The organism is Veillonella parvula, from assembly GCF_032577575.1.
Taxonomy (GTDB): Bacteria; Bacillota; Negativicutes; order Veillonellales; family Veillonellaceae; genus Veillonella.
Window position 1 is genome coordinate 1 of record NZ_JAWFVO010000004.1, and the last position, 26,656, is coordinate 26,656.

General features: G+C 39.2%; 29 protein-coding genes. 1 reads left to right on the forward strand and 28 read right to left on the reverse strand.

Annotation, left to right across the window (positions count from 1 at the left end; all coding sequences use genetic code 11):
* Window positions 1-405: 405 nt before the first annotated feature.
* The 26 genes from E7K77_RS08325 to ylxM form a co-directional block, all read right to left on the reverse strand.
* The gene (locus E7K77_RS08325; protein ID WP_316066744.1) at window positions 406-1,581 is read right to left on the reverse strand and encodes an MFS transporter; all 1,176 of its coding nucleotides are present in this window, start codon (window positions 1,579-1,581) and stop codon (window positions 406-408) included.
* A 231-nt stretch (window positions 1,582-1,812) separates the two neighbouring features.
* Window positions 1,813-2,706 carry a protein translocase subunit SecF gene (gene secF / locus E7K77_RS08330; protein ID WP_004695602.1) on the reverse strand — a complete coding sequence of 298 codons (894 nt, stop codon included), beginning with the start codon at window positions 2,704-2,706 and terminating at the stop codon, window positions 1,813-1,815.
* The gene (secD, locus tag E7K77_RS08335) at window positions 2,703-3,977 is read right to left on the reverse strand and encodes a protein translocase subunit SecD (protein WP_004695600.1); all 1,275 of its coding nucleotides are present in this window, start codon (window positions 3,975-3,977) and stop codon (window positions 2,703-2,705) included. The genes secF and secD overlap by 4 nt, the downstream gene beginning before the upstream one ends.
* An 18-nt stretch (window positions 3,978-3,995) precedes the next feature.
* The gene (locus tag E7K77_RS08340; RefSeq protein WP_004695599.1) at window positions 3,996-4,562 is read right to left on the reverse strand and encodes a 5-formyltetrahydrofolate cyclo-ligase; all 567 of its coding nucleotides are present in this window, start codon (window positions 4,560-4,562) and stop codon (window positions 3,996-3,998) included.
* Window positions 4,562-4,852: a preprotein translocase subunit YajC gene (gene yajC / locus E7K77_RS08345; protein ID WP_004695596.1), complete on the reverse strand. Its 291-nt coding sequence runs from the start codon at window positions 4,850-4,852 to the stop codon at window positions 4,562-4,564. Before yajC ends, E7K77_RS08340 begins: the two co-directional genes overlap by 1 nt.
* A gap of 77 nt (window positions 4,853-4,929) precedes the next feature.
* Window positions 4,930-6,045: a tRNA guanosine(34) transglycosylase Tgt gene (gene tgt, locus E7K77_RS08350; protein WP_060919886.1), complete on the reverse strand. Its 1,116-nt coding sequence runs from the start codon at window positions 6,043-6,045 to the stop codon at window positions 4,930-4,932.
* An 8-nt stretch (window positions 6,046-6,053) separates the two neighbouring features.
* A complete protein-coding gene (gene queA / locus E7K77_RS08355) occupies window positions 6,054-7,079 on the reverse strand; it encodes a tRNA preQ1(34) S-adenosylmethionine ribosyltransferase-isomerase QueA (RefSeq protein ID WP_060919887.1) in 1,026 nt (341 codons plus the stop codon).
* A gap of 11 nt (window positions 7,080-7,090) precedes the next feature.
* Window positions 7,091-8,881 (reverse strand): SpoIID/LytB domain-containing protein, encoded by a 1,791-nt coding sequence (locus tag E7K77_RS08360; RefSeq protein ID WP_120055761.1) that lies wholly within the window; start codon window positions 8,879-8,881, stop codon window positions 7,091-7,093.
* Between the two features lie 2 nt (window positions 8,882-8,883).
* Entirely contained in the window at window positions 8,884-9,888 is a 1,005-nt protein-coding gene (ruvB, locus tag E7K77_RS08365) for a Holliday junction branch migration DNA helicase RuvB (protein WP_004695590.1), read from the reverse strand.
* Window positions 9,889-9,890: 2 nt separating this feature from the next.
* Window positions 9,891-10,499: a Holliday junction branch migration protein RuvA gene (gene ruvA / locus E7K77_RS08370; RefSeq protein WP_325306485.1), complete on the reverse strand. Its 609-nt coding sequence runs from the start codon at window positions 10,497-10,499 to the stop codon at window positions 9,891-9,893.
* A complete protein-coding gene (gene ruvC, locus E7K77_RS08375) occupies window positions 10,499-10,993 on the reverse strand; it encodes a crossover junction endodeoxyribonuclease RuvC (RefSeq protein WP_004695586.1) in 495 nt (164 codons plus the stop codon). The genes ruvA and ruvC overlap by 1 nt, the downstream gene beginning before the upstream one ends.
* 204 nt (window positions 10,994-11,197) lie before the next feature.
* Entirely contained in the window at window positions 11,198-11,932 is a 735-nt protein-coding gene (locus tag E7K77_RS08380; RefSeq protein ID WP_302682999.1) for a YebC/PmpR family DNA-binding transcriptional regulator, read from the reverse strand.
* Between the two features lie 9 nt (window positions 11,933-11,941).
* A complete protein-coding gene (locus E7K77_RS08385; RefSeq protein WP_325306487.1) occupies window positions 11,942-12,514 on the reverse strand; it encodes an RNA methyltransferase in 573 nt (190 codons plus the stop codon).
* A gap of 58 nt (window positions 12,515-12,572) precedes the next feature.
* Entirely contained in the window at window positions 12,573-13,133 is a 561-nt protein-coding gene (locus E7K77_RS08390; protein WP_004698451.1) for a hypothetical protein, read from the reverse strand.
* Window positions 13,134-13,144: 11 nt separating this feature from the next.
* Window positions 13,145-13,576, reverse strand: a complete 432-nt coding sequence (locus E7K77_RS08395; protein WP_004698434.1) for a DUF350 domain-containing protein — start codon at window positions 13,574-13,576, stop codon at window positions 13,145-13,147.
* Window positions 13,577-13,586: 10 nt separating this feature from the next.
* Window positions 13,587-14,657, reverse strand: a complete 1,071-nt coding sequence (locus E7K77_RS08400) for a hypothetical protein (protein WP_325306490.1) — start codon at window positions 14,655-14,657, stop codon at window positions 13,587-13,589.
* Window positions 14,658-14,759: 102 nt separating this feature from the next.
* On the reverse strand, window positions 14,760-16,067 hold the full coding sequence (locus E7K77_RS08405; RefSeq protein WP_004698474.1) for a glutathionylspermidine synthase family protein: 1,308 nt from the start codon (window positions 16,065-16,067) through the stop codon (window positions 14,760-14,762).
* A 14-nt stretch (window positions 16,068-16,081) separates the two neighbouring features.
* Window positions 16,082-16,654 carry a hypothetical protein gene (locus E7K77_RS08410; protein WP_004698457.1) on the reverse strand — a complete coding sequence of 191 codons (573 nt, stop codon included), beginning with the start codon at window positions 16,652-16,654 and terminating at the stop codon, window positions 16,082-16,084.
* Between the two features lie 43 nt (window positions 16,655-16,697).
* The gene (locus tag E7K77_RS08415) at window positions 16,698-17,744 is read right to left on the reverse strand and encodes a DUF4178 domain-containing protein (RefSeq protein WP_012864104.1); all 1,047 of its coding nucleotides are present in this window, start codon (window positions 17,742-17,744) and stop codon (window positions 16,698-16,700) included.
* Complete coding sequence (trmD, locus tag E7K77_RS08420) at window positions 17,741-18,556, reverse strand: tRNA (guanosine(37)-N1)-methyltransferase TrmD (protein ID WP_221741810.1); 816 nt, start codon at window positions 18,554-18,556, stop codon at window positions 17,741-17,743. The genes E7K77_RS08415 and trmD overlap by 4 nt, the downstream gene beginning before the upstream one ends.
* A gap of 120 nt (window positions 18,557-18,676) precedes the next feature.
* Complete coding sequence (gene rimM, locus E7K77_RS08425) at window positions 18,677-19,174, reverse strand: ribosome maturation factor RimM (protein ID WP_004695570.1); 498 nt, start codon at window positions 19,172-19,174, stop codon at window positions 18,677-18,679.
* On the reverse strand, window positions 19,174-19,581 hold the full coding sequence (locus E7K77_RS08430; RefSeq protein WP_004695569.1) for a YlqD family protein: 408 nt from the start codon (window positions 19,579-19,581) through the stop codon (window positions 19,174-19,176). The genes rimM and E7K77_RS08430 overlap by 1 nt, the downstream gene beginning before the upstream one ends.
* 14 nt (window positions 19,582-19,595) lie before the next feature.
* Window positions 19,596-19,823 carry a KH domain-containing protein gene (locus E7K77_RS08435; RefSeq protein WP_004695567.1) on the reverse strand — a complete coding sequence of 76 codons (228 nt, stop codon included), beginning with the start codon at window positions 19,821-19,823 and terminating at the stop codon, window positions 19,596-19,598.
* A 21-nt stretch (window positions 19,824-19,844) separates the two neighbouring features.
* On the reverse strand, window positions 19,845-20,108 hold the full coding sequence (rpsP, locus tag E7K77_RS08440) for a 30S ribosomal protein S16 (RefSeq protein ID WP_004695565.1): 264 nt from the start codon (window positions 20,106-20,108) through the stop codon (window positions 19,845-19,847).
* Window positions 20,109-20,168: 60 nt separating this feature from the next.
* A complete protein-coding gene (gene ffh, locus E7K77_RS08445; RefSeq protein ID WP_004695561.1) occupies window positions 20,169-21,521 on the reverse strand; it encodes a signal recognition particle protein in 1,353 nt (450 codons plus the stop codon).
* A complete protein-coding gene (gene ylxM, locus E7K77_RS08450) occupies window positions 21,511-21,846 on the reverse strand; it encodes a YlxM family DNA-binding protein (RefSeq protein ID WP_004695559.1) in 336 nt (111 codons plus the stop codon). The genes ffh and ylxM overlap by 11 nt, the downstream gene beginning before the upstream one ends.
* 299 nt (window positions 21,847-22,145) lie before the next feature.
* Here ylxM and E7K77_RS08455 point away from each other — a divergent pair, with 299 nt between their 5' ends.
* On the forward strand, window positions 22,146-23,471 hold the full coding sequence (locus E7K77_RS08455; RefSeq protein ID WP_060919895.1) for an FAD-containing oxidoreductase: 1,326 nt from the start codon (window positions 22,146-22,148) through the stop codon (window positions 23,469-23,471).
* Between the two features lie 188 nt (window positions 23,472-23,659).
* Here E7K77_RS08455 and E7K77_RS08460 read toward each other — a convergent pair whose 3' ends face one another.
* Both E7K77_RS08460 and E7K77_RS08465 read right to left on the reverse strand, forming a co-directional pair.
* Window positions 23,660-24,187: an ECF transporter S component gene (locus E7K77_RS08460; RefSeq protein WP_008603416.1), complete on the reverse strand. Its 528-nt coding sequence runs from the start codon at window positions 24,185-24,187 to the stop codon at window positions 23,660-23,662.
* Window positions 24,188-24,394: 207 nt separating this feature from the next.
* On the reverse strand, window positions 24,395-26,569 hold the full coding sequence (locus tag E7K77_RS08465; RefSeq protein WP_120055757.1) for a heavy metal translocating P-type ATPase: 2,175 nt from the start codon (window positions 26,567-26,569) through the stop codon (window positions 24,395-24,397).
* Window positions 26,570-26,656 lie beyond the last annotated feature (87 nt).

The window sequence follows — 26,656 nt, forward strand, 5'->3', positions numbered from 1 at the left end:
TGAATTATGGTTGGTTTTGACTATGTCAAAACCCGCACTCTGGCATATGTTCAATCATATGATTGATTACCTATCATTGTTCAGTTTTCAAAGATCTGTACCAGTCTACACACTCTTTCTTCGAAGTGTTTCATCAACTGGCGACTTGATTATTCTATCAAGTCCAGCTCATTTCGTCAAGTGCTTTTTTTAACTTCTAAGAAGTTTTTCATACTTATCATTTGAGCTGTGTCCTAATGACTTGTATAAGTATAGCATAAATATAATAAACGTCAATATATAAAATTGTTATCTCAAAAATTTCATCTTGCTTTCATTATTTTTATTGCATCCTATACATAATATCTCATTAGAAGCCATTTTAACTTGTCTAATATTTATTTACCCAATTTTTACCTTAAACAACTATAGTTCTAAAGGAGTATATCTTTTTACCCATATATGATACAAAGCAAGCGCTATCACCATAACCAATGCAGTGAACATATATAAATATTGATAGCCCCACGCACTAGCTAATACTGCAAGTATAACTGATCCAGCGCCAACACTTATATCTAATGCTAAAAAATATGTTGCTGTTGATACACCCGCACGCTCAATAGGAGCTGATTGTATAGCCAGCGCTTGAAATGCAGGTTGTGCTGCACCATAGCCTAACCCCAACAATGGAGCGGTGAATAGAATAGCTAATGGGGTTATAGCTAATCCCAATACAAATAAGCCTAGTATAAATAATCCTAATCCTGTATAGATAATAATTTTTGAACCATATCGAGCATATATTTTTCCTACTATAGGTCGACTAATAATAATCATCAACGCAAAAATAGCAAAGAAAGCACTTCCCCATATTCCTGCCCCCATGCTATTAAGTTCTATAGGTATAAAAACTAAAACACCAGAATAAGTAAAACCAATAAATAAGCCCATTAAAGCCCAAGGTAAACTTTTATTTTCTATAAACTGGGAAATATGCCAACCTTTATATTTTGATTGTTTAGGTAATGCTAACTCCTTTGATAGAGGAATAATATTACTTAAGACCATAGCCAATCCAGTCATAACCGTTAAAAATATGTACAATGCCATACTACCGTATGACGATAAAGCATATAGGCCGATAGCAGGTCCTAATACCATTGCTATATTTGAAAAGATAGCAAACATATTAACTCCCTCACCTTTTCGACTAGGAGGTAATACTAATACTGCTAGAGTAGCCATTACAGTTGTTCCAAGGGCAAACACAACACCATGTAACCCACGTAGTACGAAAACAGCCTCTAAGGATGTAGTAAAATTAAATAATCCCATAATAATGAAAAACAAGGCTGTTGATATTAATAGAACAATACGCTTATTAAAACCATCTATTAATCGTCCTGCAAAAATCCTACATAAAATTGTACCAATTTGGAAATATGTCATCGCTAAACCCGCATCAAGATCACTGCCAGCCAGCTCAGACGTGATTACGATTGGCAATGCCGCTACGAGAACATGTTGAGTCATATATAAAATACCACTACTAATACCATAATTAGTAAAAGCAGGGCTCCATAATCTATTTGAATCCATATTTGTATCTCCTTTTGTATCGTGTCACCTAGCCATTTTACGCCTCTATCTTATAGAATTCAAGAACAAGCCTTTTAAAATTTTATATAGTTAAAAATGACTGTTATCTGTAAAATACCTATACCATTTTACATAATAAAAGATAGCAAAACAAAAGAACCTCTCTAAAAATAAATCCAGAGAGGTTCTTATACTTTAATCATTAACACAATAATAATAATTTATAACTTATTATTGATTACGTACGTCATTTTTATTACGGCTCTTCCACATAACCCACAAGGATGTAGCTACACAGATAGAGGAGTACGCACCACTAGCAAAACCGATGATCATGCAAAGGGCAAAGTTCTTTGTAGTGTCCCCACCGAATAGATAAAGGGATACACAAGCGAACATAACGGTAGCCAATGTATAGAAACTACGGTGAATACTTTGTGTAATAGACGCATTCGCCAAATCTGCAAATGTATCAGAACGTTTATGTGTATGCGTATTTTCACGAACACGGTCAAAGATAACTACAGATTCATTCATGGAGTAACCTACAACCGTAAGAATGGCAGCTAAGAAGGATGCATCAATTTCTAGTTGGAAATAAGAGAAAACACCAAGAACCATAATCAAGTCATGGAAAATGGCAACTAACGCAGAAATGGCAACCTTATATTCAAAACGATAAGAAATATATAGCGCTAATGCTGCAAATGCTATAACAAGATTCAATAACGCATGTTCTGTAACTTCAGAACCAATTACAGCTCCTACAGTTTCAATACGTTTAACTGTATTGTTACCAATAGATTTAGTCAAAGAATCAACAACAGCGGCACTTTCACTAGACTCGAGATTACGTGTACGAATCATTACGTCTTCGCCCGCTGTATCACCAGTAGTATCACCGGAAAGCTGAATTTGTGCATTTTCAAGATTATATTCTTTTAGAACGTCACGAACTTGACTAACCTCTACAGGTTGATCAAATACAACTTCAACAATCGTACCACCAGTATAATCAATACCAAAGTTAAACCCTTTAGTAAATATGGAAATTAAGCTGATTATAACAAGTGTGGAGGAAATAGCAAACCACCAACGATGATGTTTAATTACGTCTAATGTCATTTGCGTTTACCTCCTTTCAAAGATTTAGGTGCAAATGCGTCAGCACTTGTGCTCGGAGAAATATTCGCACCAAACCAGAATGGATGGTTTGTAAAGTTACAATCGATTAATAAGCGCAATAGGAAATGACTCACAGTAATCGCAGTGAACATACTCACCACAACACCTACGCCTAAGCTGATAGCGAAGCCTTTTACAGGGCCAGAGCCTAAAATAGTTAAGATACCAGCTGTAATGATAACGGATACGTTTGCATCAGTAATTGTGGCTAACGCACGGCTAAAGCCTGCTTCCATAGCAACACGCATAGATTTGCCAGAAAATACCTCTTCCTTAAAACGTTCAAAGATAAGAATATTTGCATCTACCGCAACACCCATGGATAAGATAATACCAGCAATACCTGGCAATGTCATAGTCGCATTAAAGCCCTTGCCCAACACGAGTAATAAGAGCATAACATATACAAGTAATGCTATATTAGCTACGATGCCAGAAAAACGATACAAGATAACCAAGAAAATCATGATCATTGCAATACCAGCACTGAAAGCTACAACAGATTTATCCTTGGAGTCTTGCCCCAAAGAAGGACCTACTGTACGCACTTCCAATACATTAATTTTAACAGGCAATGCACCGGAACGTAATAAAATAGCTAAGTCTTTAGCTTCTTCTAAACTTTGACTACCAGAAATAGTGGCTTTACCACCTGTAATTGCTTGTTGTACTACAGGATTAGTCAATTCTTTACCATCCAATGTAATGGCAATACGACGACCAATATTTTTAGATGTTAAATCAGCAAACTTCTTAGCCCCTTCATCACTTAATTCAATAGCAACGAGTGGTTGTTTATTTTGACCTAACTCTTCTTTAGCATCTTTTAAGTCATCACCAGTCATAACGGTTTGACCTTGGTCGTTTTTAAATTCCAAGACCGCTGTTTTACCGATACGTTTAATCGCTTCGTCAGGATCTTTTACACCTGGCAATTCAATGATAATACGACGAGCACCTTCACGTTGTACCAATGGTTCAGATAAACCCATTTCATTAATACGACGTTCTAAGATTTGCTTCGCCCGTTCCACTGCATCATTGTCAGCTGTACCAGTCGCAGAGTCCTCTGCTTCCAATACGATATGCGTACCACCTTGCAAGTCTAGGCCTTGTTTCAAAGAGCCTGCTAATGGTTGAATAAAATACGCAAATAATCCAATGATGGCAGCAATGACTACTAAAAACTTGATAATAGCTTTACCGTTCAAAATAGTTGCTCCCTTCTGCTATACACAATGTATAATGCCTTGCTCTGTCACAATTTTACTCATTCGTTGGTCTAATGCTTCCATTGGGATTGGTGTCTCCCATAATTGTATAGTCCAACATACGCCCATAAATGTACTTGGTGAAAGTTCCTTGAGAAATCGATCATAATACCCATTCCCCATTCCCATGCGACCACCTTGACGGTCAAAGCCAGCACCAGGCACTAAAATCAAATCCAAGTCACACGGATCAATAATATCGTATGGCTCAGCGGGAATACGTATATTTAACACACCCCGAGTGATAGATTCTAGAGACTTAAGGCGAACTGCAATCATAGTCGTCTTATCAGTACATACTGGAACGTATACAGATTTACCATGTTCTAAAGCATGGCGAATCACATCGTCTAAATTGGCCTCTTTAGGCATCGCCAAATAGGCCATAATGTTTTTTGCCGATATATACTCAGGACTATTAACGATTTGATTCGTCAACATCGGCGTCCACGACCTACAATCAGCAACGGATAAAGCAGCGCGCTGAGACTTACACGCCTGGCGCACTGCTTCCTTTGTATTCATTATTTTTCTTCCTTGTTTTTCTTAGACAGTACATTAGCAACTGCTGTACGAGCAAATGTTAATTCAACTTTTTCAGATACCTGTACCTTGACTTTTTCATCATCAAGTTCAACAATTTCGCCATAAATACCACCAATAGTAACGATTTTTTGGCCTTTTTTTAAACTACCTAACAAGCTAGCACGCTCTTTTTGTTGTTTCTTTTGTGGACGCCACAATAAAAAGTAAAAAATTACTACCATTAACAAAATAGGCCAGCTAGTTTGCAAGATTTGTTGAATATCTCCCATGTTATCCTCCTAGGTTAATAAATATGTATTTCTTTTCTAGTATAGCCACCTAATATAAATTTGACTAGACTTAATTACTATTTTTTAAAGCTATCCCAAAATTGCATTCTAAATTGCGGGAACCGATCTTCTAAGATAGCTTGTCTCATTTGACGCATAAACTCTAATAAGAAATAGAGATTATGATATGTTACAAGGCGTAATGCCAAAATCTCTTCTGCCTTATATAAGTGACGAATATATGCACGGGAATAATTTTTACATGTATAACATTGGCAACCTTCTTCTAAAGGACCCCAATCATGAGCAAATTGAGCATTTCGAATATTAAGACGACCATTCCAAGTCATGGCCATCCCATTTCGAGCAACACGAGTTGGATATACACAATCAAACATATCAACTCCACGTGTTACACCTTCTACCAGACAATCTGCGGTGCCAACGCCCATCAAATAACGAGCCTTGTTAGTTGGCAATAATGGCGTAGTATATTCTAAGATTTCATTCATTAAATCATGAGGTTCCCCAACGGATAAACCGCCGATGCTATAACCTTCAAAATCCATAGCTACAAGTTCTTCCGCACTTTGCTTGCGCAAGTCTTTGTACATGCCACCTTGAACGATACCAAACATGCCTTGACGGTCATGAGCTTTACGAGCCTCTTGGCAACGATGCGCCCAACGTGTTGTACGCGCCGTAGAGCGTTTCGCATAATCATGATCCGCGGGATACGGAATACATTCATCAAAAGCCATCGCAATATCAGAACCTAATTGTTCTTGTACCTTTGTAGCCACTTCAGGAGATAGAAACTGTTTTGATCCATCAATGTGGGATCTAAATGTAACACCATCCTCAGTAATTTTGCGCATATCGCCTAAACTAAATACTTGGAATCCACCACTATCAGTAAGAATCGCTTGATCCCAATTCATAAATTTATGTAAGCCCCCAGCCTCTTCTACAAGCTCCGGCCCTGGGCGAAGAAATAAATGATAGGTATTACTCAAAATAACTTGAGAACCCATAGCCTTTAGTTCTTCTGGTGTCATAGTTTTAACTGTCGCTTGCGTGCCTACAGGCATAAACATCGGTGTTTGGAAGGTACCATGTGGCGTATGCAATAAACCTGCCCGTGCCCCCGTATGAGGACATGTCTTTTGTAATTCATAAATAATACTCGGCATAGTCCCTCCTAATGTATAAACATAGCATCGCCGAAGCTAAAGAAACGATAACGTTCACGTACAGCTTCTTCGTAGGCCGCCAAACAGTGTTCACGACCAGCTAGTGCACTAATCAACATTAACAATGTAGATTGAGGCAAGTGAAAATTCGTTACCAACGCATCAATCATCTTAAATTTATAGCCAGGATAGATAAAAATTTGAGTCCAACCACTCATACCTTGTAATACACCATCATCATTCGTAGCAGACTCAAGAGTACGCACCGATGTAGTACCTACGGCAATGATACGAGACCCTTTTTGTTTGGCTGCATTGATTCGATCCGCCGTATCTTGAGGTACAACAAAGAACTCACTATGCATTTCGTGGTCTTCAATAGTCTCTGCCGATACAGGTCTAAAAGTGCCAAGTCCAACATGTAAGGTTACAAACTCAAGCTCTACACCTTTAGCTTTAATCTTTTCTAAGAGGTCAGGTGTAAAGTGAAGTCCTGCAGTTGGTGCTGCAGCAGAGCCTTTCTCCTTAGCATATACCGTTTGATAACGGTCTTTATCTTCTAACTTTTCATGAATGTATGGAGGTAATGGCATTTCACCAATTTCTTGAATCACATCATCAAACACACCGTTGCATGTGAACTGAATGATACGGCCTCCAAAATCTGTTTTATCTATAATAACTCCACTTAGGCGGTCATCAAACTCTATAACTTGCCCGATAGGACATTTTTTTCCCGGTTTAACAAGGCATTCCCATCGATTTTCACCACATGGTGTGAGTAGAAGTACCTCCACCTTGCCACCAGAACCTTGACGATGTCCATATAATCTCGCAGGGATAACCTTTGTATTATTAAATACAAGCACATCTCCTTCATGAAGCTCTTCTAGTAAATCATAAAAATGTCCTTTATGTTTAACTTCACCACTTACCTTATCTAAGGTTAAAAGCCGTGCTGTATCACGAGGTTCTACAGGATGCTGAGCAATCAGTTCCTCTGGCAATTCATAATCAAAATCTGTAACTTTCATCGTAATCCTTATTAGTACATTTTCTTCAATGTAATGCCACTATAGTAGTGACGCAAAATAGTTTGGTAATAATTTGTATCTCCAGGATTAGCGCGCTTTGCCATTTCCGCAGCGCCCCATTGAGACATACCAAGGCCATGACCCCAACCGTGGCCTTTAATATAAACAGTATCATTCTTGCCAGTAAAGCTATGATAAGCCTTACCCGTGCCTTTAGCAGGATTGTGATTTACATAGAAATCAAACAGTGTAGATTTTAAACCTAAAATGCTACGCAGCGCATCACCATCTACAGTAGTTTTTCCAGAGGTACCTATGAAAGTAGCACTCTTTATACGACCTGATACACCGCGGTCATATGTTTGTTGTCCAGGCTTACCAAGAGGGGTCAACTGAATGCTCTTCAATTTACCTACCCCTTTACTTGCCGCATTAAGTTTACTTTCAAGAGCTTGACGAGAGGTAGTAACAGTCCAATTCGATGTAGATGTACCAGTACTAAAGTCTTTTACCCCTTTCAAGTATGGCACATCACTGCCCCAAACATTTACACTATCCTCTGTATAGCCACCACCATCGGAATGGAACAAGGCATTAATAGGACGTTGATCATAAAGCATAACTATGCCTTTAGTTTTATTTACAGCATTTGTGGTAGCTTGAGATTCACCACTCACACCACTATATACTTGATGATCCGTGGAATTGCTCACATCATAAAATTTACCTTTATTTTGTTCCATCGTATGAAGAGCATAGGTGCGAGCTGCTACGGCTTGCGCTTCTAATGCAGCAGCCGGCCAAGACGGTACTACCTCTTGTGGAACAACACCATACAGGTAATCCTCAAGAGGCACAGAGTTAATGATCATCATGGTTCCATTATTGGCACGTAATGTGAGCCCACCACGATAACCTTTACCTTCGAACAAAAATGGTGCATCACTATTCGCAGGCTTCAATGTAACTACACTATCAATAGCCTTTCCATTTACAGCAATCTTGCCGCCGCGAACGCCAATAGATGTACCACGATTAGCACTGATTGTGCTAACTTGACCATTACCGCTGTTCAACACAACCATATTAGCTGTAGATGTAACAGTAGCATCAGAGCTACGACTACCTAGTAGAACACGTACATTTGGCATGTTTTCTTTGCGTTCTGTAGCAGGCGTCACTACGGAGCCCACTTTGTTGCGAGTAATAACTGCTGTATTGGCTTGAATGCTATTCGCATCCGTTGTTTTTACTACCTTTTTAGTAGCAGTTTTTTCAGTAGCTCTCTTTTGTACTACAGGCTTTTCATCAGTAACTGCAGGTTTAGCAGTTGGCTTCGAAGTACTAGAAGCCGCAGGTTTTGTAGCCATTGTAGCTTTACCTGTAGTAGCTGATTTCGCAGCTGTTACATTAGTACTAGATTTCGCAGTACTAGTTGATTTTGTTGCACTAACTGGTTTAGCCGGCGTTACCGGCTTTGTAGATGTAGCAGGCTTTGCTACACTAACCGGTTTTGCACTAGGTTTAGCCATCGTAGATGCAACAGTTGACTTAGAAACCGTTTTAGTTATTGTAACCGGCTTTGCAGCTGGTTTAGTAGCAAGTGGACGAAAACTAGATTTCTTCGTCGTATTTACTTTCGATACAGTTGTATTAGATACTGTTGATTTTGGCGTTGGCTTTTTCGTTACCACTGTACCTTTATTTTGCAGCGTCGCTCCATGTGCTATAGAAACACCGCCAATGTTTACACCTAAAAACAAAGTGGCCATTATCATCAATTGTAATCGTTTTGTTTTCATTGTTATTTCCCTGTCTGTGAAATACCTAAATGCTCATAGGCTAATTTAGTAGCTACCCTCCCACGCGGTGTGCGTCCTAAAAATCCTAATTGCATCAAATATGGTTCATACACATCTTCGATGGTATCTCTCTCTTCGCTGATGGCCGCCGCAATGGTATCAATCCCTACAGGACCACCATCATATTTTTCAATAATACATTCCAACACACGTCGATCAATTCGATCAAGTCCCATTTTATCTACATATAAACGTTGTAATGCTTCATCTGCAATTTCTTGAGTGATAACCCCATCACCAATGACTTGTGCAAAGTCGCGTACCCGTTTAAGCAGACGATTTGCGATACGCGGTGTTCCTCGTGAACGACGCGCAATTTCGCTTGCCCCAGTTGGCACAATACCAATATTAAGTATCTCTGCGGCGCGAGACACAATAAACTCTAACTCTGGTTGTTTATAATATTCCAACCGATTAATAATACCAAATCGGTCCCGTAATGGAGCTGCCAAAGCACCCGCTCGAGTCGTGGCGCCTACCAAAGTAAATTTTGGCAAGTCAATGCGCACAGTTCGAGCACTTGGACCCTTACCGATGATAATATCAATAGCATAGTCTTCCATAGCAGAGTACAACACTTCCTCTACACTACGAGACAAGCGATGAATTTCATCGATAAATAATACATCATGGTCGTCCAAATTTGTTAATATTGCAGCTAAGTCACCAGACTTTTCAATAGCCGGACCAGAAGTTATACGAAAATTAACACCCAATTCATTTGCAATAATCCCTGCTAATGTTGTCTTGCCAAGGCCTGGAGGCCCATAGAGTAGCACGTGATCCAATGCTTCCCCACGCTGTTTTGCCGCTTGAATATACACATTTAGATTACCTTTAGCCTCTTCTTGACCTACATACTCATTAAAAAGCTTAGGTCGAAGGCTATATTGCCATATATCCTCTTCGTGCTCGCCATTGCCGACAAGGCGTACTTCCTCATTCATCCTTATCGTCCTTTCCCAAGCTCAATTAAGCTGACTTTTATCAACTCAGATACATCACGCTTACCATCATCTAAAGACTCTACAGTATCTGCTACATCCCGTTCCAAGTATCCTAAGGATACGAGGGCTTCAATGGCTTCTCCTACAGCACCGTTTGCAGCAACGCCAACAGGCTGAATAGTCGCAGACGATTCCGTAGAAATATGTGTCATCTTAGCGATTTTATCCTTTAACTCTAAAACAAGTCGCTCCGCAGACTTCTTACCAATGCCAGGTAACTTAGTTAATTGCTGTACCTGTCCATTGATAATCGCTAATTTGAAAGTCTCAGGTGTCATGCCTGACAAGATGCCAAGCCCCACCTTGGGCCCGATACCAGAAACAGAAATGAGGAGTATAAACAACTCATATTCTTCTTCCGTCCAAAAGCCATAAAGTTGCATCGCATCTTCTCGTACATTAAGATACGTGAATAGTGTCGCCTCATGGCCCTCTGTCAGCTGTTGACGCGTAGTGGTCGGCACATATACGCGATACCCTACGCCATGTACATCAACATAGCACGATTCTTTAAAAAGATGTGTTACGATACCTCGCACATACCCTATCATTATACCAACCTCTTTAATCTATCATTGTGAGAACTATGAGCCGTACAGATAGCAACAGCTAATGCATCTGCCGTATCATCAGGCTTAATTTTCTCACGAATCCCCAAAATATTCATCGTCATATAAATGACCTGATTCTTATCAGCTTTACCATAACCTGTGACAGCTTGTTTAATTTGTAATGGTGTATATTCATAAATAGGAATCCGTTGTTGTTCAGCAGCCAATAAAATAACACCACGTGCTTGCCCTACCTTAATGGCTGTTGTTACATTGCGGTTAAAAAATAATTCCTCCACACCGAACTTATCAGGCCTATATTCCTCCAATAAATCACTAAGATCATTAAATAGAATTTCCAGTCGCTGTGAATCAGTTAATTCCTTAGGAGTTGTAATAGCCCCATAGGCTACTGGTGTTAGTTTGCTACCCTTCACGTCAATAATGCCGTATCCGCATATAGCCGTACCTGGGTCAATTCCTATAATGCGCACCCCAACCCCCTTAGTTTAAAAATGAGATAAGCTACCGCCTACCTCCATTACATAATCTATATTATTATAGCACAATATCACATCGAAATTCATGAATTCCCGTATAATTAATATAAGAAATCTATTACTTTTCTTAACTTTTACAAAACTTTCCAATTTAATTCACCAATAGAAAAGGAGCACCCATAGAGTGCCCCTGTTTATTTATTCTTCGTCGTCTGGCAAAATACCATTATGATATACGTTTTGTACATCATCAAGATCATCCAATACGTCGAGCATTTTCTGCATTTTTACAGCATCATCACCAGCTAACTCAATCGTTGTATCTGGAACCATTGTAATTTTAGCTACTACAGTTTCGATACCCGCATCAGCAAGCGCTGTTTCTACAGCATCAAAATCCTCTGGTGTTGTATAAATTTCAAACACATCATCTTCAGACTTAAGATCTTCTGCACCAGCTTCGAGAGCGAGCATTGTTACTTCGTCTTCATCATGACCCTCTTTATCGATAACGAATACGCCTTTAGATTTGAACATCCAACCTACACAGCCGCTTTCACCAAGATTACCACCTTGTTTAGAGAATGCATGGCGCACGTCTGCAGCAGCACGGTTACGATTGTCGGTCATCACCTCAACGGTAACGGCAACGCCTGCAGGACCATAACCTTCGTATACGATTTCCTCGTATGCATTCATGTCCGTAGCACCGATGCCTTTGTCGATAGCACGTTGAATATTATCCTTAGGTATATTATTTTCACGAGCTTTTTGCAAAGCCAATTTCAAACGCATATTACCAGTTGGATCTGCACCACCCATGCGTGCTGCAACGGTAATTTCACGACCGATTTTTGTAGCCAATTTAGCTTTTAATGCATCGGTTTTACCTTTTTTATGTTTAATATTTGCCCATTTAGAATGTCCTGACATAGACGCCTCCTATTTATTCCACCATGCTTCGCCCCGCAGCCGATCTAAGATGATTGATACGGCACTACGCACAGATAAATGATTGTATTCACCATGGCCATATATAGGTTCTAAAATATAGTCAAAGCTTTCCATCGTTTCTTTTGTCATACCATAACCGGTACCAAATAATACTAACACAGGGCGCCCCTCATTTTCAAGGTGTTCACGCATCCGTGGATAGGAAATTGTATTATCGTAAGTACGAGCATCTGTTGTAGCTACAATAGGTTTTATACCTTCTATGTCTTCAATTGTTCGCACCGCTACCGCAATTGAATTTACCAATTCCACGCCGGTGAAAGCATCCTTACGATCTGGATTGTAAGTAGAGCCAAATCCAGATTTCCAATGTTCCATGATAGTACGCACCAACTCACGCTGCGCAGGTATATTGTGAATCACAAAATATTTAGACACATCATAGGTAATAGACGCTCGTGCAATATCATGTATATCATAATTTGTAATGGCCGTCGTAATGACCTCTTTATGCTTGTTCATAATCGGATAATGAACAAGTCCGATATATAAATTAGCCAATACTATATCTCCTAAATTCTAAACTAACCTTCATTAACATACATTGCCATCATATCCATTACGAAGCACTAGACCGTGCGCCAGCACTACCAAATCCAGATTTCTGTCCTATGGAAGACGCCTTTTTACTTCTATTGCGTTCATAAGTTCTATAAAAGCTCCGCCCCATAGCGCTATGTACATTCGACCCTGATGCGGTATATACATAGGGCTCCTCATACGTTTGTAATGGTGCTGCTATGCGATATGTCATGGTTCGTCCATCCATGCGTGCAGTAGGTGGATTAAAACCATGAAACATATAATACCCAGTTGCAATAGTTGGTAACAAACTTGCCAAACCAGCATCCCACACTAAGTTTCCACCATTATCACGGTGAAAGGTAACTGAACGATTATCGTCATACAAGGCGGTTTCTTTTCCATCGCCATGGTTTAAAAGAGAATACCGATTACCTTGACTATCCTTTAATCGAACCTCCCCCTCATTTGCCTCTGGATAAACCTTGTCGCACACAGCATAGGAAATATCGTTCCAGTATGAATACACACCTACAAGACCAGCAACTGCGGCGAAAGCACCTGTAAGGTATATGGTTTTCTTACTTGGCTTATACATAAAACGCTCCCTTAGTGCACAGCACCGCTAATAACAAGAGCAAGACCAACGAAAATACCAAATACAAGAATACCAGCCGCTGTATTACCACGCATAATTTCTTCGGATAATTTATATTTACGATGCCAAATATTGATAAACATATAGCCCGTTACAAATAGTATAATACCTAGCACAGCGTATACAACACTGGCTACAATGCCATGTAACAGGGACGTATCAGCCGTAGTCACGGCTGGTGACATAATAACAGCGCGCAAAATTTCACCGATACCGATAAATGATCCCGCTGAAAGCCACGCCACAGCACAGTTACCACGCTTAATTTCTTCACTAAATTTTCCAGGCACGAAGAAATCGATAACCGTGTTCGCTGTCAACATCAGCATAATGCCAAAACAAGCATAAAAAATTGTCAATAATACATCTGGTATATAAATCATAATAAGCCTCCTAATAATATAATTTTGTATTGGATGTGTTGTTAGAGTTGCTGGTAGGATACAATCGTTCGCGTCCCGTATTATCCCCTAGTCGAACCATAGTCGCATAGTTATCGAGCATATGAGAGCTGATTAATGTACGATCAATAATTTTCCAATCCTCTTGTGTTAATTTTGATTGTTCACATACCTTAACCCTAGTTTGTCCATCCGTATTAGTGATGAGATACACCAAGTCCCCAGAATAAAATACAATAACTTCATGTCCCTCTTCTAAGTTATCCCTCTCATTCTTAATATCACCATTCACAGAATCAATCAAGTCTAATGCGGTGCTAACAGGATCTAGTGTAGACGTGTATACATAGTCACTATCCGAATCTGTTTTTGTATAATATGCAGATGTGTCATGCATATGTTCTTTTGCCGTATAAGGCACTCCAAACATAGCGCGTATACTATGCCAAGACAAATCATTGTCCGACCAAAACAGAAATAGTAAAAATAGTACAGTATACCCCACACCAACAGCAATAGATCCAAACCTCTTTTTCATAAATTTGTTACGCATCTTTTGCTTAATGGCTTGAGCAGCTGCATCATTACAAAGGCGAATATTCACTAAAGGCACTCGTGACCCTTCGGCAAACATTTTTTTACCTTCAAACCACTCTTCTTCAAAGAATACACTAGCACCACCTTCACAAGGCAGCTGATATTCTCGATATCCTGCGCGGTCCCCTACGGAGGCACCACTTTCACCATCGACATCGACAACCTTTTCTAATCCGATTTGATGTAATGTAAAACCCTTACCTGGCCGTGTATGATAGGATGTTCTAGATACGGTACACCATTCATTATCATTATACTCAATGGTTAACCATATCTTATCAATTCCCTCAACAGCCTCCAGTCCATATTCATGCCAATAATCACCTGGTGATTTTGTCATAGACGGCTGGCCCCTATAGGATTGTTCCTTATCTGCTTTTGGAATAATCTCTATGTATTTAATTTTCTCAGTGATTACATAGCGCCTGCCATGAACCTCTAAGACATCATAACAATTAAACTCCATACGCACCCTCGCTATAGTAGACATAAGCACGACTGCTGCTAAATACACCTATTATCATTCGTTTGCCCATACTATATGGTCACAAATTTCATAATATTTCGCTTACTCTATTAATAATGGTACAAAGTATGCTTCTGTACCAGCTATCTCTTCTGGAGAAAAACGGCATCCTACCGCGGAAGCTTGATCACCAAGCATAAAACAGGATAAGGTTAAAAATCCATCTTTCTCTCCACAATCAACTGTATGAGTAAAACGTTTCTGCTGTATAAAGTCTTGATACATAACCTTTTTACTGTCGCGACAGATGATATCATCATAGTTATCAACTAGCTTTTCCATGTAAATCTCAGATGTATCACCACGTTTTTGAACAACTTGTACATGCCTTCCTTCACGGCCCCAAATCTCCTTTTGAATATAAAGTCCATCATCAAGAGCGGAAAAGTCATTTTCAAAATAGGATGGTGCCAAATACTGTTCGATTATATCTCGATCTGGTTTCGTAAAAAATTGATCTGTTAAATACAATGCATATACTAAGGACATAAAGGATTTATTTTGTAAAATAATTGACTCTGGAGGATTAAAAAGAGCAAATGTATTCTCCTCGTAAAGATCTAAAAACATCTCACCCAAAGGTTCATCATCAGGCGTCCGCTCATCAATCAAAAGCTCCATGGGATGTAATCGATACAATAGAGTCGCATGACTACCATCTGCTAAAGGAATGCCCTTATCATCAATCTTCATATCATAAAAGGATATAAAGCGCGTGTCAGCCTCAGGACAGGCCGATTTTAATTCATTCATAAGGAATTGTGTTGTACCGTAATCTTCAAAATAATCATGAAAACAAGAGAATACAAAAGCCTCTTTAGATGGGCAACCTCCATTTGCTATCATAGACTCATATACATCTCTACCATACTTAGCAGATAATACGGCATTGTACATACGCTTTAAAAATATACGCAACTCTTCACGACAGGCTTTATTAGGATGTTTTCGTCCTACATAATTAGCTGCAACTTCATTGGCATAATAGCTCTCAATAAGAAAACACGGCGTATCTGCATTAAGTTCTACCATGCGCAAATTGCCATTTACATCGAGAACAAAATCAAAGCGAGATAACCACGTCGGTAACCCTAAGGCATTCGACTTATGTAAATAAGGAATTAAATTGTCTGGCATATCCATGTTTCGTGCAAAATCATCTGGGGCCATTTGAAATACTTTTGCAGCTTTACAAAATATTTGAAATAATCTACGTGAAGCATGACGAATTTCATCGTAAAAGTCGGATGAAAAGGCCTGCATAGACAATGACGGATACCGATCATCATACCCTTCATATTCCACGAAATTAAATATATTTCTATCAAGCTCATCAATATAGGATTTCATTGTTCATCCTTTCATTAAGAGGCACCGCTCGAAGTTCGAGCCCCTACACTACCAAAGCCATACTTTTCACCAATTCTATGTGCCCGACTACTCGTTTTAGTATTGTAACGATTTCTAGTCATCTCATTAATAGTCCTAGCCACTCTTGCACTATTAGATTTGCTAGCGTCTGTATTTGCATCAAAAGATGTAAGTGGCGATGTAGCACGATAGGTCATACTGGGTGCATCCATATATGCCGTTGGAGCTGAAAAGCCATGGAACGCATAGTAACCTACCGCCAAAGTTGGAATCAAACTGGCTAAGCCTGCATCCCATATAATATTGCCTTTCTCATCACGATGAAAGGTAACAGATTTTTCTGCATCATCATAGAGCGCAGTTTCTTTTCCATCACCGTGATTAATCAAGGTATAGCTTTTACCTTCATCATCAACGAGCCGTACTTCACCATTATTTAATTCTGGTTTGACCATATCACATAGAGCATAGCTAACATCGTCCCAATACGAATAAGCGCCTACTAGAGCTGCTATAGATGTAAAGGCTATGGCTATGTAAACAGTATTCTTACTTGGTTCATACATATAAATTCCTTCGTTTGATTTCGTAACTGAAATCAATACTATATCAATCTTTTATTATATTTGATAACGTCTTACGACCCTGCTTATTCTTTAACTCCACCATATACGCATATCGTAACAATATTTCACTGTCATTTCTAATAGTCGCTATACGCCTATCCTCCGAATCTGACAAGTTTTTTAATTGCCCCACTTCAACATACGTAGTGCCATTAACCACACTAATAACAGATACATCTTTAGTCGTATAAATGACAATCCACTGCTCAGGGGACTTAGTATCTTGTTTAATGGTATAAACCTTGCCATACACAGCATCGATAAGATCGATAGCCGTTGCATTTGGATCTTGCTTTGACGTATATACCATCAAACCGTCTTTTGTACCTTGCGGTTCATAATAATAGGAATCTTTAATGCGCTCTTCCATGGTATATGGGAATCCTACTTCATCACGCAATTCATGCCAAGACATATCTCCTATAAACAAATATCCCAAAAAGAATAAAATGATTCCCCAACTCAGACCCAATCGTGTCCATTCTTTTCTGCGAGCTGCATTACGAATCTTTTTACTCGCTGTTTGAGCAGCCTGATCTCGCCGTCGATGTACATCAGACAAACGAATCCTCTCACCTTGAGCTTGGTCCGTCAAACCACCATGCCAGCCCTCAATAAAGAATACATAGGTTTTATCCTTTTTAATTGATCTATATTCTTTATAATCTGCTTCGTCGCCACTTCTAGCCTTCGATTGTCCCTCCACAGCTACGACACGTTCTATACCTTTATCATGTAATCTATATCCTGCAGGAGGGGTTGAACGTAAAACTGTTTCAGAAAAAGTGCAATATTCTTTTTCACCGTTTACAATGGTAAGCCATTTTTTATCCGTCCCATTAACGGGCATAAGACCATATTCGGTCCAAGACTGAGCTCCTTTGGAAACACCCAGTTCTTTTTTATAATTTTCATCATTAAGGTCATAACGTATTGTTTTATCAACGATAAACTCTTGATAAGAAATGACCTCCCCGACTACATATCGTTTTCCCTGAATCTCTACAACATCATAACACTTAAATTTCATAGCCTAGACTCTTCTGCAACAATTTCTTTTAACAGTTTAACTTCCTCTTTTGTTAATGGTCGTTCTAATAAGTCAGGCCGTAATAATCGTGTTCTTTTTAGTGCTTCCTTTTGACGCCATGCGGCAATATTTTTATGATGACCACTACGCAATACATCTGGAACAGTCCAACCTCTAAATTCTGGTGGTTTTGTATATTGTGGGCATTCTAAAAGTGACTCATAAAAAGAATCCTCTTGTGCCCCACTAGCCGCACCTAATACACCAGGTATCATGCGAGCCACTGCATCAGTAACTACCATAGCTGGCAACTCACCACCGGTCAATACATAATCACCAATAGAAATCGTTTCATCTACAAGATGTTTCTCTACGCGATAATCTACACCTTCATAGTGACCACAAATAAGGACCACTTGATCATAGCTAGCCAATTCACGAGCCTTCTCCTGTGTGAAAGGCTGTCCTGTAGGTCCCATAAAGATAATACGACGTCGTATACTTTCATTAGGATTACCAATAAGACTCATTTCATCACACATCTCATCTGTGGTATAAGTATCATTAATATCACTATCATATTGAGCAATAACGGATTCTACAGCTTCAAAAATAGGAGGTGCCATCATGAGCATACCAGCCCCACCACCATATGGTGTATCATCTACTTGACCATGCTTATTATGGCTAAAATCTCGAGGATTCGTTACATCTACAGATAGACGTTTTGCCTCGATAGCTCGTTTTATGATGGAATGATTAAAAAACGCATCAAAAAAATCTGGAAATAAAGATACAATATCAATACGCATAAACCGTCCCCTGTACTTATTAACTCACATTAACCCATTAGTATTATCTATATATAGCTATATTATATAACTTTTACGCTAATATACCTATATGTAGATAAAACAAAACCGCCCAAAGGATTATATCCATTCAGGCGGATCTACGATCATCAATTTATTTTCCACATCGATGTCTTTAACGACCTCTTCAATGGCTGCGAATAATTGATCTGGTTCCCCATCTTTGGAGACCACATATACATCATTAGCACCAGGCTGTAATACATCAGTAACTGTACCAAGCACATTGCCATTTGTATCTTGCACTTCGAGACCAATGATATCAAAAATGTAATAACGACCTTCTGGCAATTCTACTAAATCTTCACGGCGCACTTGAATTTCTTTCTTACCGAATAATTCAGCCGTATTACGATCAGGAATTTCTTTAAAAGATGCTAATACAAATTGTTTGTGAAATCGTGCGGATGCAACGTGGTATTCTTTACCATCGATGTAACAGGCATCCATATGCATAAACCGTTCTGGAAAATCGGTTTGAGGCATAATACGAAGATCACCCCGCACGCCGTGCGGGGCGATGATAACACCTATTGTGATCAAATCGTTATGCTTCATTATTGACGAAACGCAACGATCTTACCGTCTTCTAATAGGATTTCAGCGCCCATCAAGGCATCCAAATTATCCCCGATTTTAACGGTAACTGTTTGCTCTAATGTACCTTGAGGAATTTCAGTTCCTAAAGACAACTCCTTAGCATCCTTCAATTTAGCTGTTACTTCTTCTTTGAAAGCCAAGCGTTTATTTTTTTCTTCGTCGATTTGTTGACGAATAGCAGTGAGACTTGTAGCATCAACTTTAGCTGCATCAGCCAAAATACGTTGAGCTTGAAACTCAATTGCTTCCAAATCTTTATTCACCATATCAAGGCGAGTTTCAAGATCAGAAACAATTTTCGCTTTCAAGTCATCTGTTACTTTTGCTTTTACTGCTACAGGGACACGTAATGTCATTTCTTCCATTGGAATACTCCCTTTTAAACAATATCAACAGATATCTTTTTGTTCTCTTTAATAGCCGCCGCTTTCACCACAGAGCGAATCGCTTTAGCAATTCTACCTTGCTTTCCGATGACTTTACCCATATCCTCTGGAGCTACATGAAGTTCATAAACTTCCACATTCCCCTTTTGGACCATGGTAACAGAAACGGCATCAGGCTGCTTCACTAATGATTTCGCAATTAATGAAATTAATTCTATCATCACAGTATGCCTCTCTATTAATTACTTTTTAGCGTCTGCAAATTTTTGCATAACGCCTTGTTTTTTGAACAAGGAGCGAACAGTGTCAGTAGGCTGAGCACCTTTAGCTAACCAAGCCAAAGCTTTTTCTTCGTCTACATTAACGATAGCTGGTTGTTTAGTAGCATCATATTGACCAATTGTGTCAACAGGACGACCTTCACGTGGAGCACGTGCGTCAGCAACTACGATACGGTAGAAAGGAGCTTTTTTAGCACCTAAACGAGTCAAACGAATTTTTAACATTGTGAAATTCACCTCCTTATACTGATGTGGATGGACAAGTTCAGCGCCCCTGCCCATGTATTACATAAACGGCAATTTAGGCATTCCAGGGAAGCCGCCCTTACCGCCACGTAAACCTTGCATGCGCTTCATCATCTTCCGCGCTTCTTCAAATTGTTTCAACAAGCGATTTACATCTTGTACCTGTGTACCAGAACCTAATGCAATACGCTTGCGGCGAGAACCATTAAGAATACTTGGATTTTCTCGCTCTGCCGCCGTCATGGATGTAATGATAGCCTCAATACGACGCACCTCTTTACTATTCAAATCAAGGTCTTTTAATTGATCCTTAACTTGCCCCATGCCTGGCAACATGCCAATAATATTTTGTAATGGCCCTAACTTTCTCACCTGGTTCATCTGTTTTAAGAAATCATCCAAGGTGAAATTATTTTTCGCCATTTTCTTAGCCATTTCACGAGCTTCTTCTTCATCGATGGCACCTTGAACATTTTCAATCAATGTTTTAAAGTCGCCCAAATCTAGGATACGAGAAGCCATGCGGTCTGGATAGAATACATCAAAACCATCCATTTTTTCGCTCACACCAGTGAACTTGATTGGCAACCCTGTTACGGCTTTGATAGACAATGCGGCACCACCACGCGCATCACCATCGAGTTTAGTAAGGATAACACCATCAACACCTAATTTTTCATTAAATGTTTGCGCTGTTGTTACCGCATCTTGACCGATCATAGAATCTACAACGAGTAGAATTTCATGAGGTCGAACAGCAGCTTTGATATTGGACAACTCATCCATGAGGACTTCATCAATTGCCAAACGACCTGCTGTATCGATAATAACAACATCTTTCAACATATGCGTGCTTTGCTCTACGGCACGACGCGCAATATCTACTGGATTTGCACCAGGTGTTTCATCCGAAAATACTGGAATATCAATTTGCTTACCTACAACTTGCAACTGAGTAATCGCAGCTGGACGATATACGTCGGCAGCGACAAGCATCGGACGTTTACCTTGTTTGCGTAAGTATACAGCTAGTTTACCAGCTGTCGTGGTTTTACCAGCACCTTGCAAACCAACGAGCATAATAATTGTTGGTGGCTTGCTAGAAATCATGATACGACTTTGTGTACCACCTAAGAGAGCCGTTAACTCATCATTTACGATTTTAATAACCGTTTGAGCTGGATTCAAGGAACCGAACACCTCTTCACCGAGGGCCTTTTCCTTAATGGACTTAACAAAGTCCTTCGCTACCATAAAATTAACGTCCGCTTCTAATAGAGCCGTACGTACCTGACGCAACGCAAGATTGACATCATCTTCTGTAATTTTGCCCTTCCCCTTTAAGGATTGAAAGGCTTCTTGCAGTTTTTCTGACAAGCTATCAAATGCCATAATATCCCTCCATTTGCGCCAATACTTGTTGCACCTTAGTTTCGGCCAATACCTCTTTAGGCAATGTTGCTTTCAACTGTGAAAGCAAGCCTTCCCGTTGTTCATATTGTGCCACCAAGTGCAATTTTGATTCGTAATCATTTAAAATGTGTCGAGCACGCTGTAAATTATCGTGTACAGCCTGTCGTGATACGCCTAATTCCTCAGCAATCTCGCCAAGGGACATATCATCTTCGTGGTGAAGTTGTAAGGACATGCGTTGCTTGTCCGTCAACAATGGCCCATAGAAATCTAAGAGCAAACTTATGAGCACTCGTTCTTCCATTTCGCCACCTCCATCACTGTCAAGTCATATTACTTTACATATACTACCGTACATAAAGAAATGTGTCAAGTAGAAATACTTAACACACTTAATTTATTGATATAATCACAGATATACAAGCTATCTCATCCCCTTTAACAAAAAACCAATAAACTAATTGACTACCTTAACATAATCATTCTAGACAAATTTAATTCATAATCAATGCTAATTAATTCTAATTTCTACTTTTATATTTATAATAATATGCTATAATATCAATATCTAATATTTTCAATATAAAAGATAGGAGGTATTGTATGAATACCAAACAATATGACATTATCGTCTTAGGTTTCGGCAAAGCTGGTAAAACCTTAGCCGCAAAATTTGGCTCTATGGGCAAATCTGTAGCCATGATTGAAGAAAATCCTCTAATGTACGGTGGTACATGTATTAATATCGCATGTATCCCTACTAAGACGATGATCATTGCCGCATCAAAAGGCTTATCATACGATCAAGTATTAAACCAACGTGAAGTTGTTACATCTCGCTTACGCAATAAAAACTTCGGTATGTTAGATACAAATGAACATGTCGATGTCTATACTGGGCATGGTGCATTTATTAGCAATAAAGAAATCGCCGTTACCGCTGGCGAGGATAAGATTATATTATCTGCTGACACTATCGTTATAAACACTGGTGCTGTAGCGATTAAACCTAATATTTCTGGCATTGATACGGCTATAGGTTTCTATAATAGTACAGAAATTCAACAATTACCTACTCAACCTAGTACATTAGGTGTTATCGGCGCTGGTCCTATCGGTCTTGAATTTGCCAGCCTATATGCAAAACTTGGTGCTAAGGTAACTGTATTCAACATCGAATCTAGCATCTTAAAACGCGAAGAACCTATCGTTCAAGAACTAGCTAACGAGTACTTAACTGAACAAGGCATTACCATTCTTAATAATGTAACATTAGAATCTGTATCCAATGATGGAGACAAACCAGTTATCACCGCTAATAATCAAAACTACACTTTTGATGCTGTTCTATACGCTACAGGTCGCAAAGCCAATACGGCTAATATTGGTTTAGAACATACGGACATCGCTACTAACGAACGCGGTGCTATTGTAGTTAATGATACTTGTGAAAGCTCCGTCCCTGGTGTATACGCAGTCGGTGATGTAAACGGTGGTCCTCAATTCACATATATATCTCTTGATGACTTCCGTATCGTATTTGGCGCACTTACTGGTAACAGCCAGTATACCTTAAAAGATCGTAAAAATATTCCTTATACTACCTTCTTAACACCTCCACTTTCTCGTGTAGGTCTTACAGAAGAAGATGCAATCAACCAAGGATATACGGTTAAAACGAAAGAAATGCTCGTAGCTACCATGCCTAGAGCACATGTAAACGACTATTTAAAAGGCGCCTTTAAAATTGTTGTGGATGCGGATAACGACTTAATCCTGGGCGCTACACTCTATTCCCAAGGCGCAGAAGAATTGATTAACTTAATTAAAATGGCTATGGATAATAACATTCCATATACATATTTCAAAAATCAAATCTTCACACACCCTACAATGGCAGAAAACTTAAACGACCTTTGTAATTTCTAATAATTTAATAGCTAATACAATCACTAATTATAAAATAATAACCTAACCAAAAAGCCTTTAGACGCTAAACTAATTTAGCAACTAAAGGCTTTTGTATTTATCGATATGATAGTTTATTTATCAATGTATCAGATTATTATAGCTTTTTTAGCAGTGCCTAACTAAAACATGCTAAGACATTGTAGCAATTAATTTTTAGTAAACAATCTGCGCACTATCGTTTGTAATTTAGGGGTTAATACAATAGCAACCACAATTCCTGCGGCACTTGTAATCAAAGAGTATTGAATTTTACTAGCCGCCACGACCGCACTTTCAAGAACGAACCACCACGCAAGGAAGTAGCCAAAAGCGGTCCAAACAGCACCAATAATAAGGGCTACTAAAATACGGCCAAAGGATGCAGTTGGTTTTGTAATAGAGGGTGGCAAATAGCCTGCAGTCATACCACCTACGATAAGTCCTGCAATTCCTTTAATAAAGAAAGAGAATACGATGTACTGTGTATGACCACCAAAGAGATCAAATAGTGCAGATCCAATTGCCGCACCCAAGCCTCCATATAATCCACCAAAAAGTATAGATGTTGTAAAGAGTGCAGCCGATCCTAAATGAACCATAGCGCCACCTGGTATTTCAATGCGAATTGTAGTAGCCACTGCACATAACGCGGCAATAAAACCAATATAGACAATGTCTCGAGTACTTAATTTCATAATCATGAACCTCTCTTTTAAATCAATTACTATATTCAGTATAACAAATCATAAGCCGTCTAAAAACACCATTATCGTAGGAATTAAATATTCATTTCACGTCTCAATATAAGATATAAATATATACTTAACTATATGTCTGTAGATATAATAAAGCACCTATACCTCTGTATAGGTGCTTTATAGTATTCAATTATATGTATAATCTTAAATTTTAGCTCGTTTCAAACGAAGTGAATTACTTACAACTGTAACAGAGCTAAATGCCATCGCTGTACCAGCAATCATAGGATTTAACGCACCAATAGCGGCCAAAGGAATGCCAATACAGTTAAAGATCAATGCCCAAAATAGGTTTTGTTTAATATTGGTCATTGTCTTACGGCTGAGTCGTACTGCTTGTACCAAGGTATGTAAATCATTTCGTACAAGGACGATGTCGGCTGCTTCTACCGCAATATCTGTACCACTGCCAATAGCAAAACCAATATCTGCCGTAACGAGAGCAGGAGCATCATTGATACCGTCACCAACCATCCCCACTACAAGACCTTTATCTTGTAATTCTTTTACCTTACTAGCCTTGTCTTGAGGCAATACTTCAGCTATAACATGAGTAATACCTGCTTGCTTAGCAATATATTGAGCAGTTCGACGATTATCACCTGTAAGCATCCATACATCAATACCTTGAGCATGTAACTCTTTTACAACCTCAATAGTTTCTGGACGTAATTCGTCTTCTACAGCCCACAAAGCACTAACAACGCCATCTACAGCTAGAACAGATACGGAAGCACCTTGTTCTTCAAATTGTAAAATATCTTCTTGAACCGCTGTTAAATCATAACCTAGTTCATTCATCCAACGACTGTGCCCAAGTTGTACGGATACGCCTTGGTATGCACCTTGTAACCCTTTACCTGGTACATCAGCAAAACTTTCAAGTTCAACAGCTTTACCTTTATAGCCATGATCTTCACCATAGTAAACCATGGCCTTTGCAATCGGATGAGATGTACCACTTTCAAGAGCCATCATAATAGACATATTAGTACTTTCATCACCATTATAATTTTTGAAAGCCGTCACATCCAATACACCCTGTGTAAGGGTACCGGTTTTATCCATAACAATGGCATCGAGTTTACCCGCTTTTTCAAGATATTCTGCACTCTTGATGAGCACACCGTGTTCCGCACCAAGGCCAGACCCAACCATGATAGATGTTGGTGTAGCAAGGCCAAGCGCACAAGGACATGCGATAACCAGTACCGCTGTTGCATTAATGAGAGCAACGTTAATAGAATCTCCCATAATGAAGTACCACACAAGACCTGTCAAAACAGCAAGGCCAATAACGGTCGGTACAAAATATTGAGCCACGATATCTGCAATACGTTGAATACTAGCCTTGGAGGTTTGTGCCTCTTCTACAACCTTGATAATTTGAGACAACATCGTATCGGAACCGATACGCTTGGCTTCCATGGTAAAAGCACCACTTAGGTTTATAGTAGCACCAATAACTTCAGAACCAACTTGTTTTTCTACCGGTAAGCTTTCACCGGTCAGCATAGCCTCATCTACTGTGGAATATCCCTCAGTAATCGTGCCATCAACGGGGATCTTTTCACCTGCACGAACTTGTAAAATATCACCGGCTACCACCTTAGATGTAGGGATATCAATAAATTCTCCATCACGCAACACATGAGCCGTTGCAGGTTGTAAGGCAATCAATTTTTGAAGTGCTTCGGAGGTACGGCCTTTTGCAATCTCTTCTAAGAGTTTACCAAGAAGGATAAAGGTAATGAGCCACGCAGAGGTTTCAAAATATATTCCATGAGGGCCTAATTCAGGGTGAAATTGCCAGTTATAGATACTGAATAGATAAGCTACCGTCGTGCCCATTACTACGAGTACATCCATCGTAAGCGCCCCATTTTTCACTGCACTCCAGGCGCTCTTATAGAACATGAGACCAGGACCAAACTGAGCAATAGTAGCAAGAACAAACTCTACCCATACAGGCAATGCCTGAATACCAAATCGATGTAAGGTCATATTAATCATCATCGGTACCGCCATACAAGCAGCAATAATAAGTCGTATAATATGAGGTTTTAAGTTAACCTTTTCTATTTCTTGCTTTGTTTCGTCTGCTTCTGCAGCACCAAAGCCGATATTCGTAATGGCATCAATTATCTGTTGTGAATCTACAGCAGCCCCGTCTTTATATTCAACGCTCCCCTTTCGAGTTAAGAGGTTAACCTTAACAGATTCTACGCCATCAAGTTTAGAAACAACATTTTCAACACGTTTTACACAGGCTGCACAGTGCATACCTGTAATATCAAATTCTTGTTTTTTTACGCTCATATTCACAGGCCTTTCTACTCTGTAGATACATATATCTTATCTTACAACTTACTATATTATTACAAATCCGTACTATATTTTGTATCT

Bases quoted from the DNA above. Each gene is read 5' to 3' on its own strand.
- E7K77_RS08405 (WP_004698474.1), bottom strand. From the start codon at position 16,067: ATGAAATCCTATATTGATGAGCTTGATAGAAATATATTTAATTTCGTG.
- E7K77_RS08455 (WP_060919895.1), top strand. From the start codon at position 22,146: ATGAATACCAAACAATATGACATTATCGTCTTAGGTTTCGGCAAAGCT.
- ruvA (WP_325306485.1), bottom strand. From the start codon at position 10,499: ATGATAGGGTATGTGCGAGGTATCGTAACACATCTTTTTAAAGAATCG.
- E7K77_RS08415 (WP_012864104.1), bottom strand. From the start codon at position 17,744: ATGAAATTTAAGTGTTATGATGTTGTAGAGATTCAGGGAAAACGATAT.
- rimM (WP_004695570.1), bottom strand. From the start codon at position 19,174: ATGAAGCATAACGATTTGATCACAATAGGTGTTATCATCGCCCCGCAC.
- E7K77_RS08340 (WP_004695599.1), bottom strand. From the start codon at position 4,562: ATGAATACAAAGGAAGCAGTGCGCCAGGCGTGTAAGTCTCAGCGCGCT.
- E7K77_RS08325 (WP_316066744.1), bottom strand. From the start codon at position 1,581: ATGGATTCAAATAGATTATGGAGCCCTGCTTTTACTAATTATGGTATT.
- E7K77_RS08380 (WP_302682999.1), bottom strand. From the start codon at position 11,932: ATGTCAGGACATTCTAAATGGGCAAATATTAAACATAAAAAAGGTAAA.
- queA (WP_060919887.1), bottom strand. From the start codon at position 7,079: ATGAAAGTTACAGATTTTGATTATGAATTGCCAGAGGAACTGATTGCT.
- rpsP (WP_004695565.1), bottom strand. From the start codon at position 20,108: ATGTTAAAAATTCGTTTGACTCGTTTAGGTGCTAAAAAAGCTCCTTTC.
- tgt (WP_060919886.1), bottom strand. From the start codon at position 6,045: ATGCCGAGTATTATTTATGAATTACAAAAGACATGTCCTCATACGGGG.
- E7K77_RS08435 (WP_004695567.1), bottom strand. From the start codon at position 19,823: ATGATAGAATTAATTTCATTAATTGCGAAATCATTAGTGAAGCAGCCT.
- E7K77_RS08465 (WP_120055757.1), bottom strand. From the start codon at position 26,569: ATGAGCGTAAAAAAACAAGAATTTGATATTACAGGTATGCACTGTGCA.
- E7K77_RS08460 (WP_008603416.1), bottom strand. From the start codon at position 24,187: ATGAAATTAAGTACTCGAGACATTGTCTATATTGGTTTTATTGCCGCG.
- E7K77_RS08360 (WP_120055761.1), bottom strand. From the start codon at position 8,881: ATGAAAACAAAACGATTACAATTGATGATAATGGCCACTTTGTTTTTA.
- secF (WP_004695602.1), bottom strand. From the start codon at position 2,706: ATGACATTAGACGTAATTAAACATCATCGTTGGTGGTTTGCTATTTCC.
- E7K77_RS08395 (WP_004698434.1), bottom strand. From the start codon at position 13,576: ATGATTTATATACCAGATGTATTATTGACAATTTTTTATGCTTGTTTT.
- yajC (WP_004695596.1), bottom strand. From the start codon at position 4,852: ATGGGAGATATTCAACAAATCTTGCAAACTAGCTGGCCTATTTTGTTA.
- ffh (WP_004695561.1), bottom strand. From the start codon at position 21,521: ATGGCATTTGATAGCTTGTCAGAAAAACTGCAAGAAGCCTTTCAATCC.
- E7K77_RS08410 (WP_004698457.1), bottom strand. From the start codon at position 16,654: ATGTATGAACCAAGTAAGAATACTGTTTACATAGCCATAGCCTTTACA.
- trmD (WP_221741810.1), bottom strand. From the start codon at position 18,556: ATGCGTATTGATATTGTATCTTTATTTCCAGATTTTTTTGATGCGTTT.
- E7K77_RS08430 (WP_004695569.1), bottom strand. From the start codon at position 19,581: ATGGAAGAAATGACATTACGTGTCCCTGTAGCAGTAAAAGCAAAAGTA.
- ylxM (WP_004695559.1), bottom strand. From the start codon at position 21,846: ATGGAAGAACGAGTGCTCATAAGTTTGCTCTTAGATTTCTATGGGCCA.
- ruvB (WP_004695590.1), bottom strand. From the start codon at position 9,888: ATGAATGAGGAAGTACGCCTTGTCGGCAATGGCGAGCACGAAGAGGAT.
- E7K77_RS08390 (WP_004698451.1), bottom strand. From the start codon at position 13,133: ATGTATAAGCCAAGTAAGAAAACCATATACCTTACAGGTGCTTTCGCC.
- E7K77_RS08400 (WP_325306490.1), bottom strand. From the start codon at position 14,657: ATGGAGTTTAATTGTTATGATGTCTTAGAGGTTCATGGCAGGCGCTAT.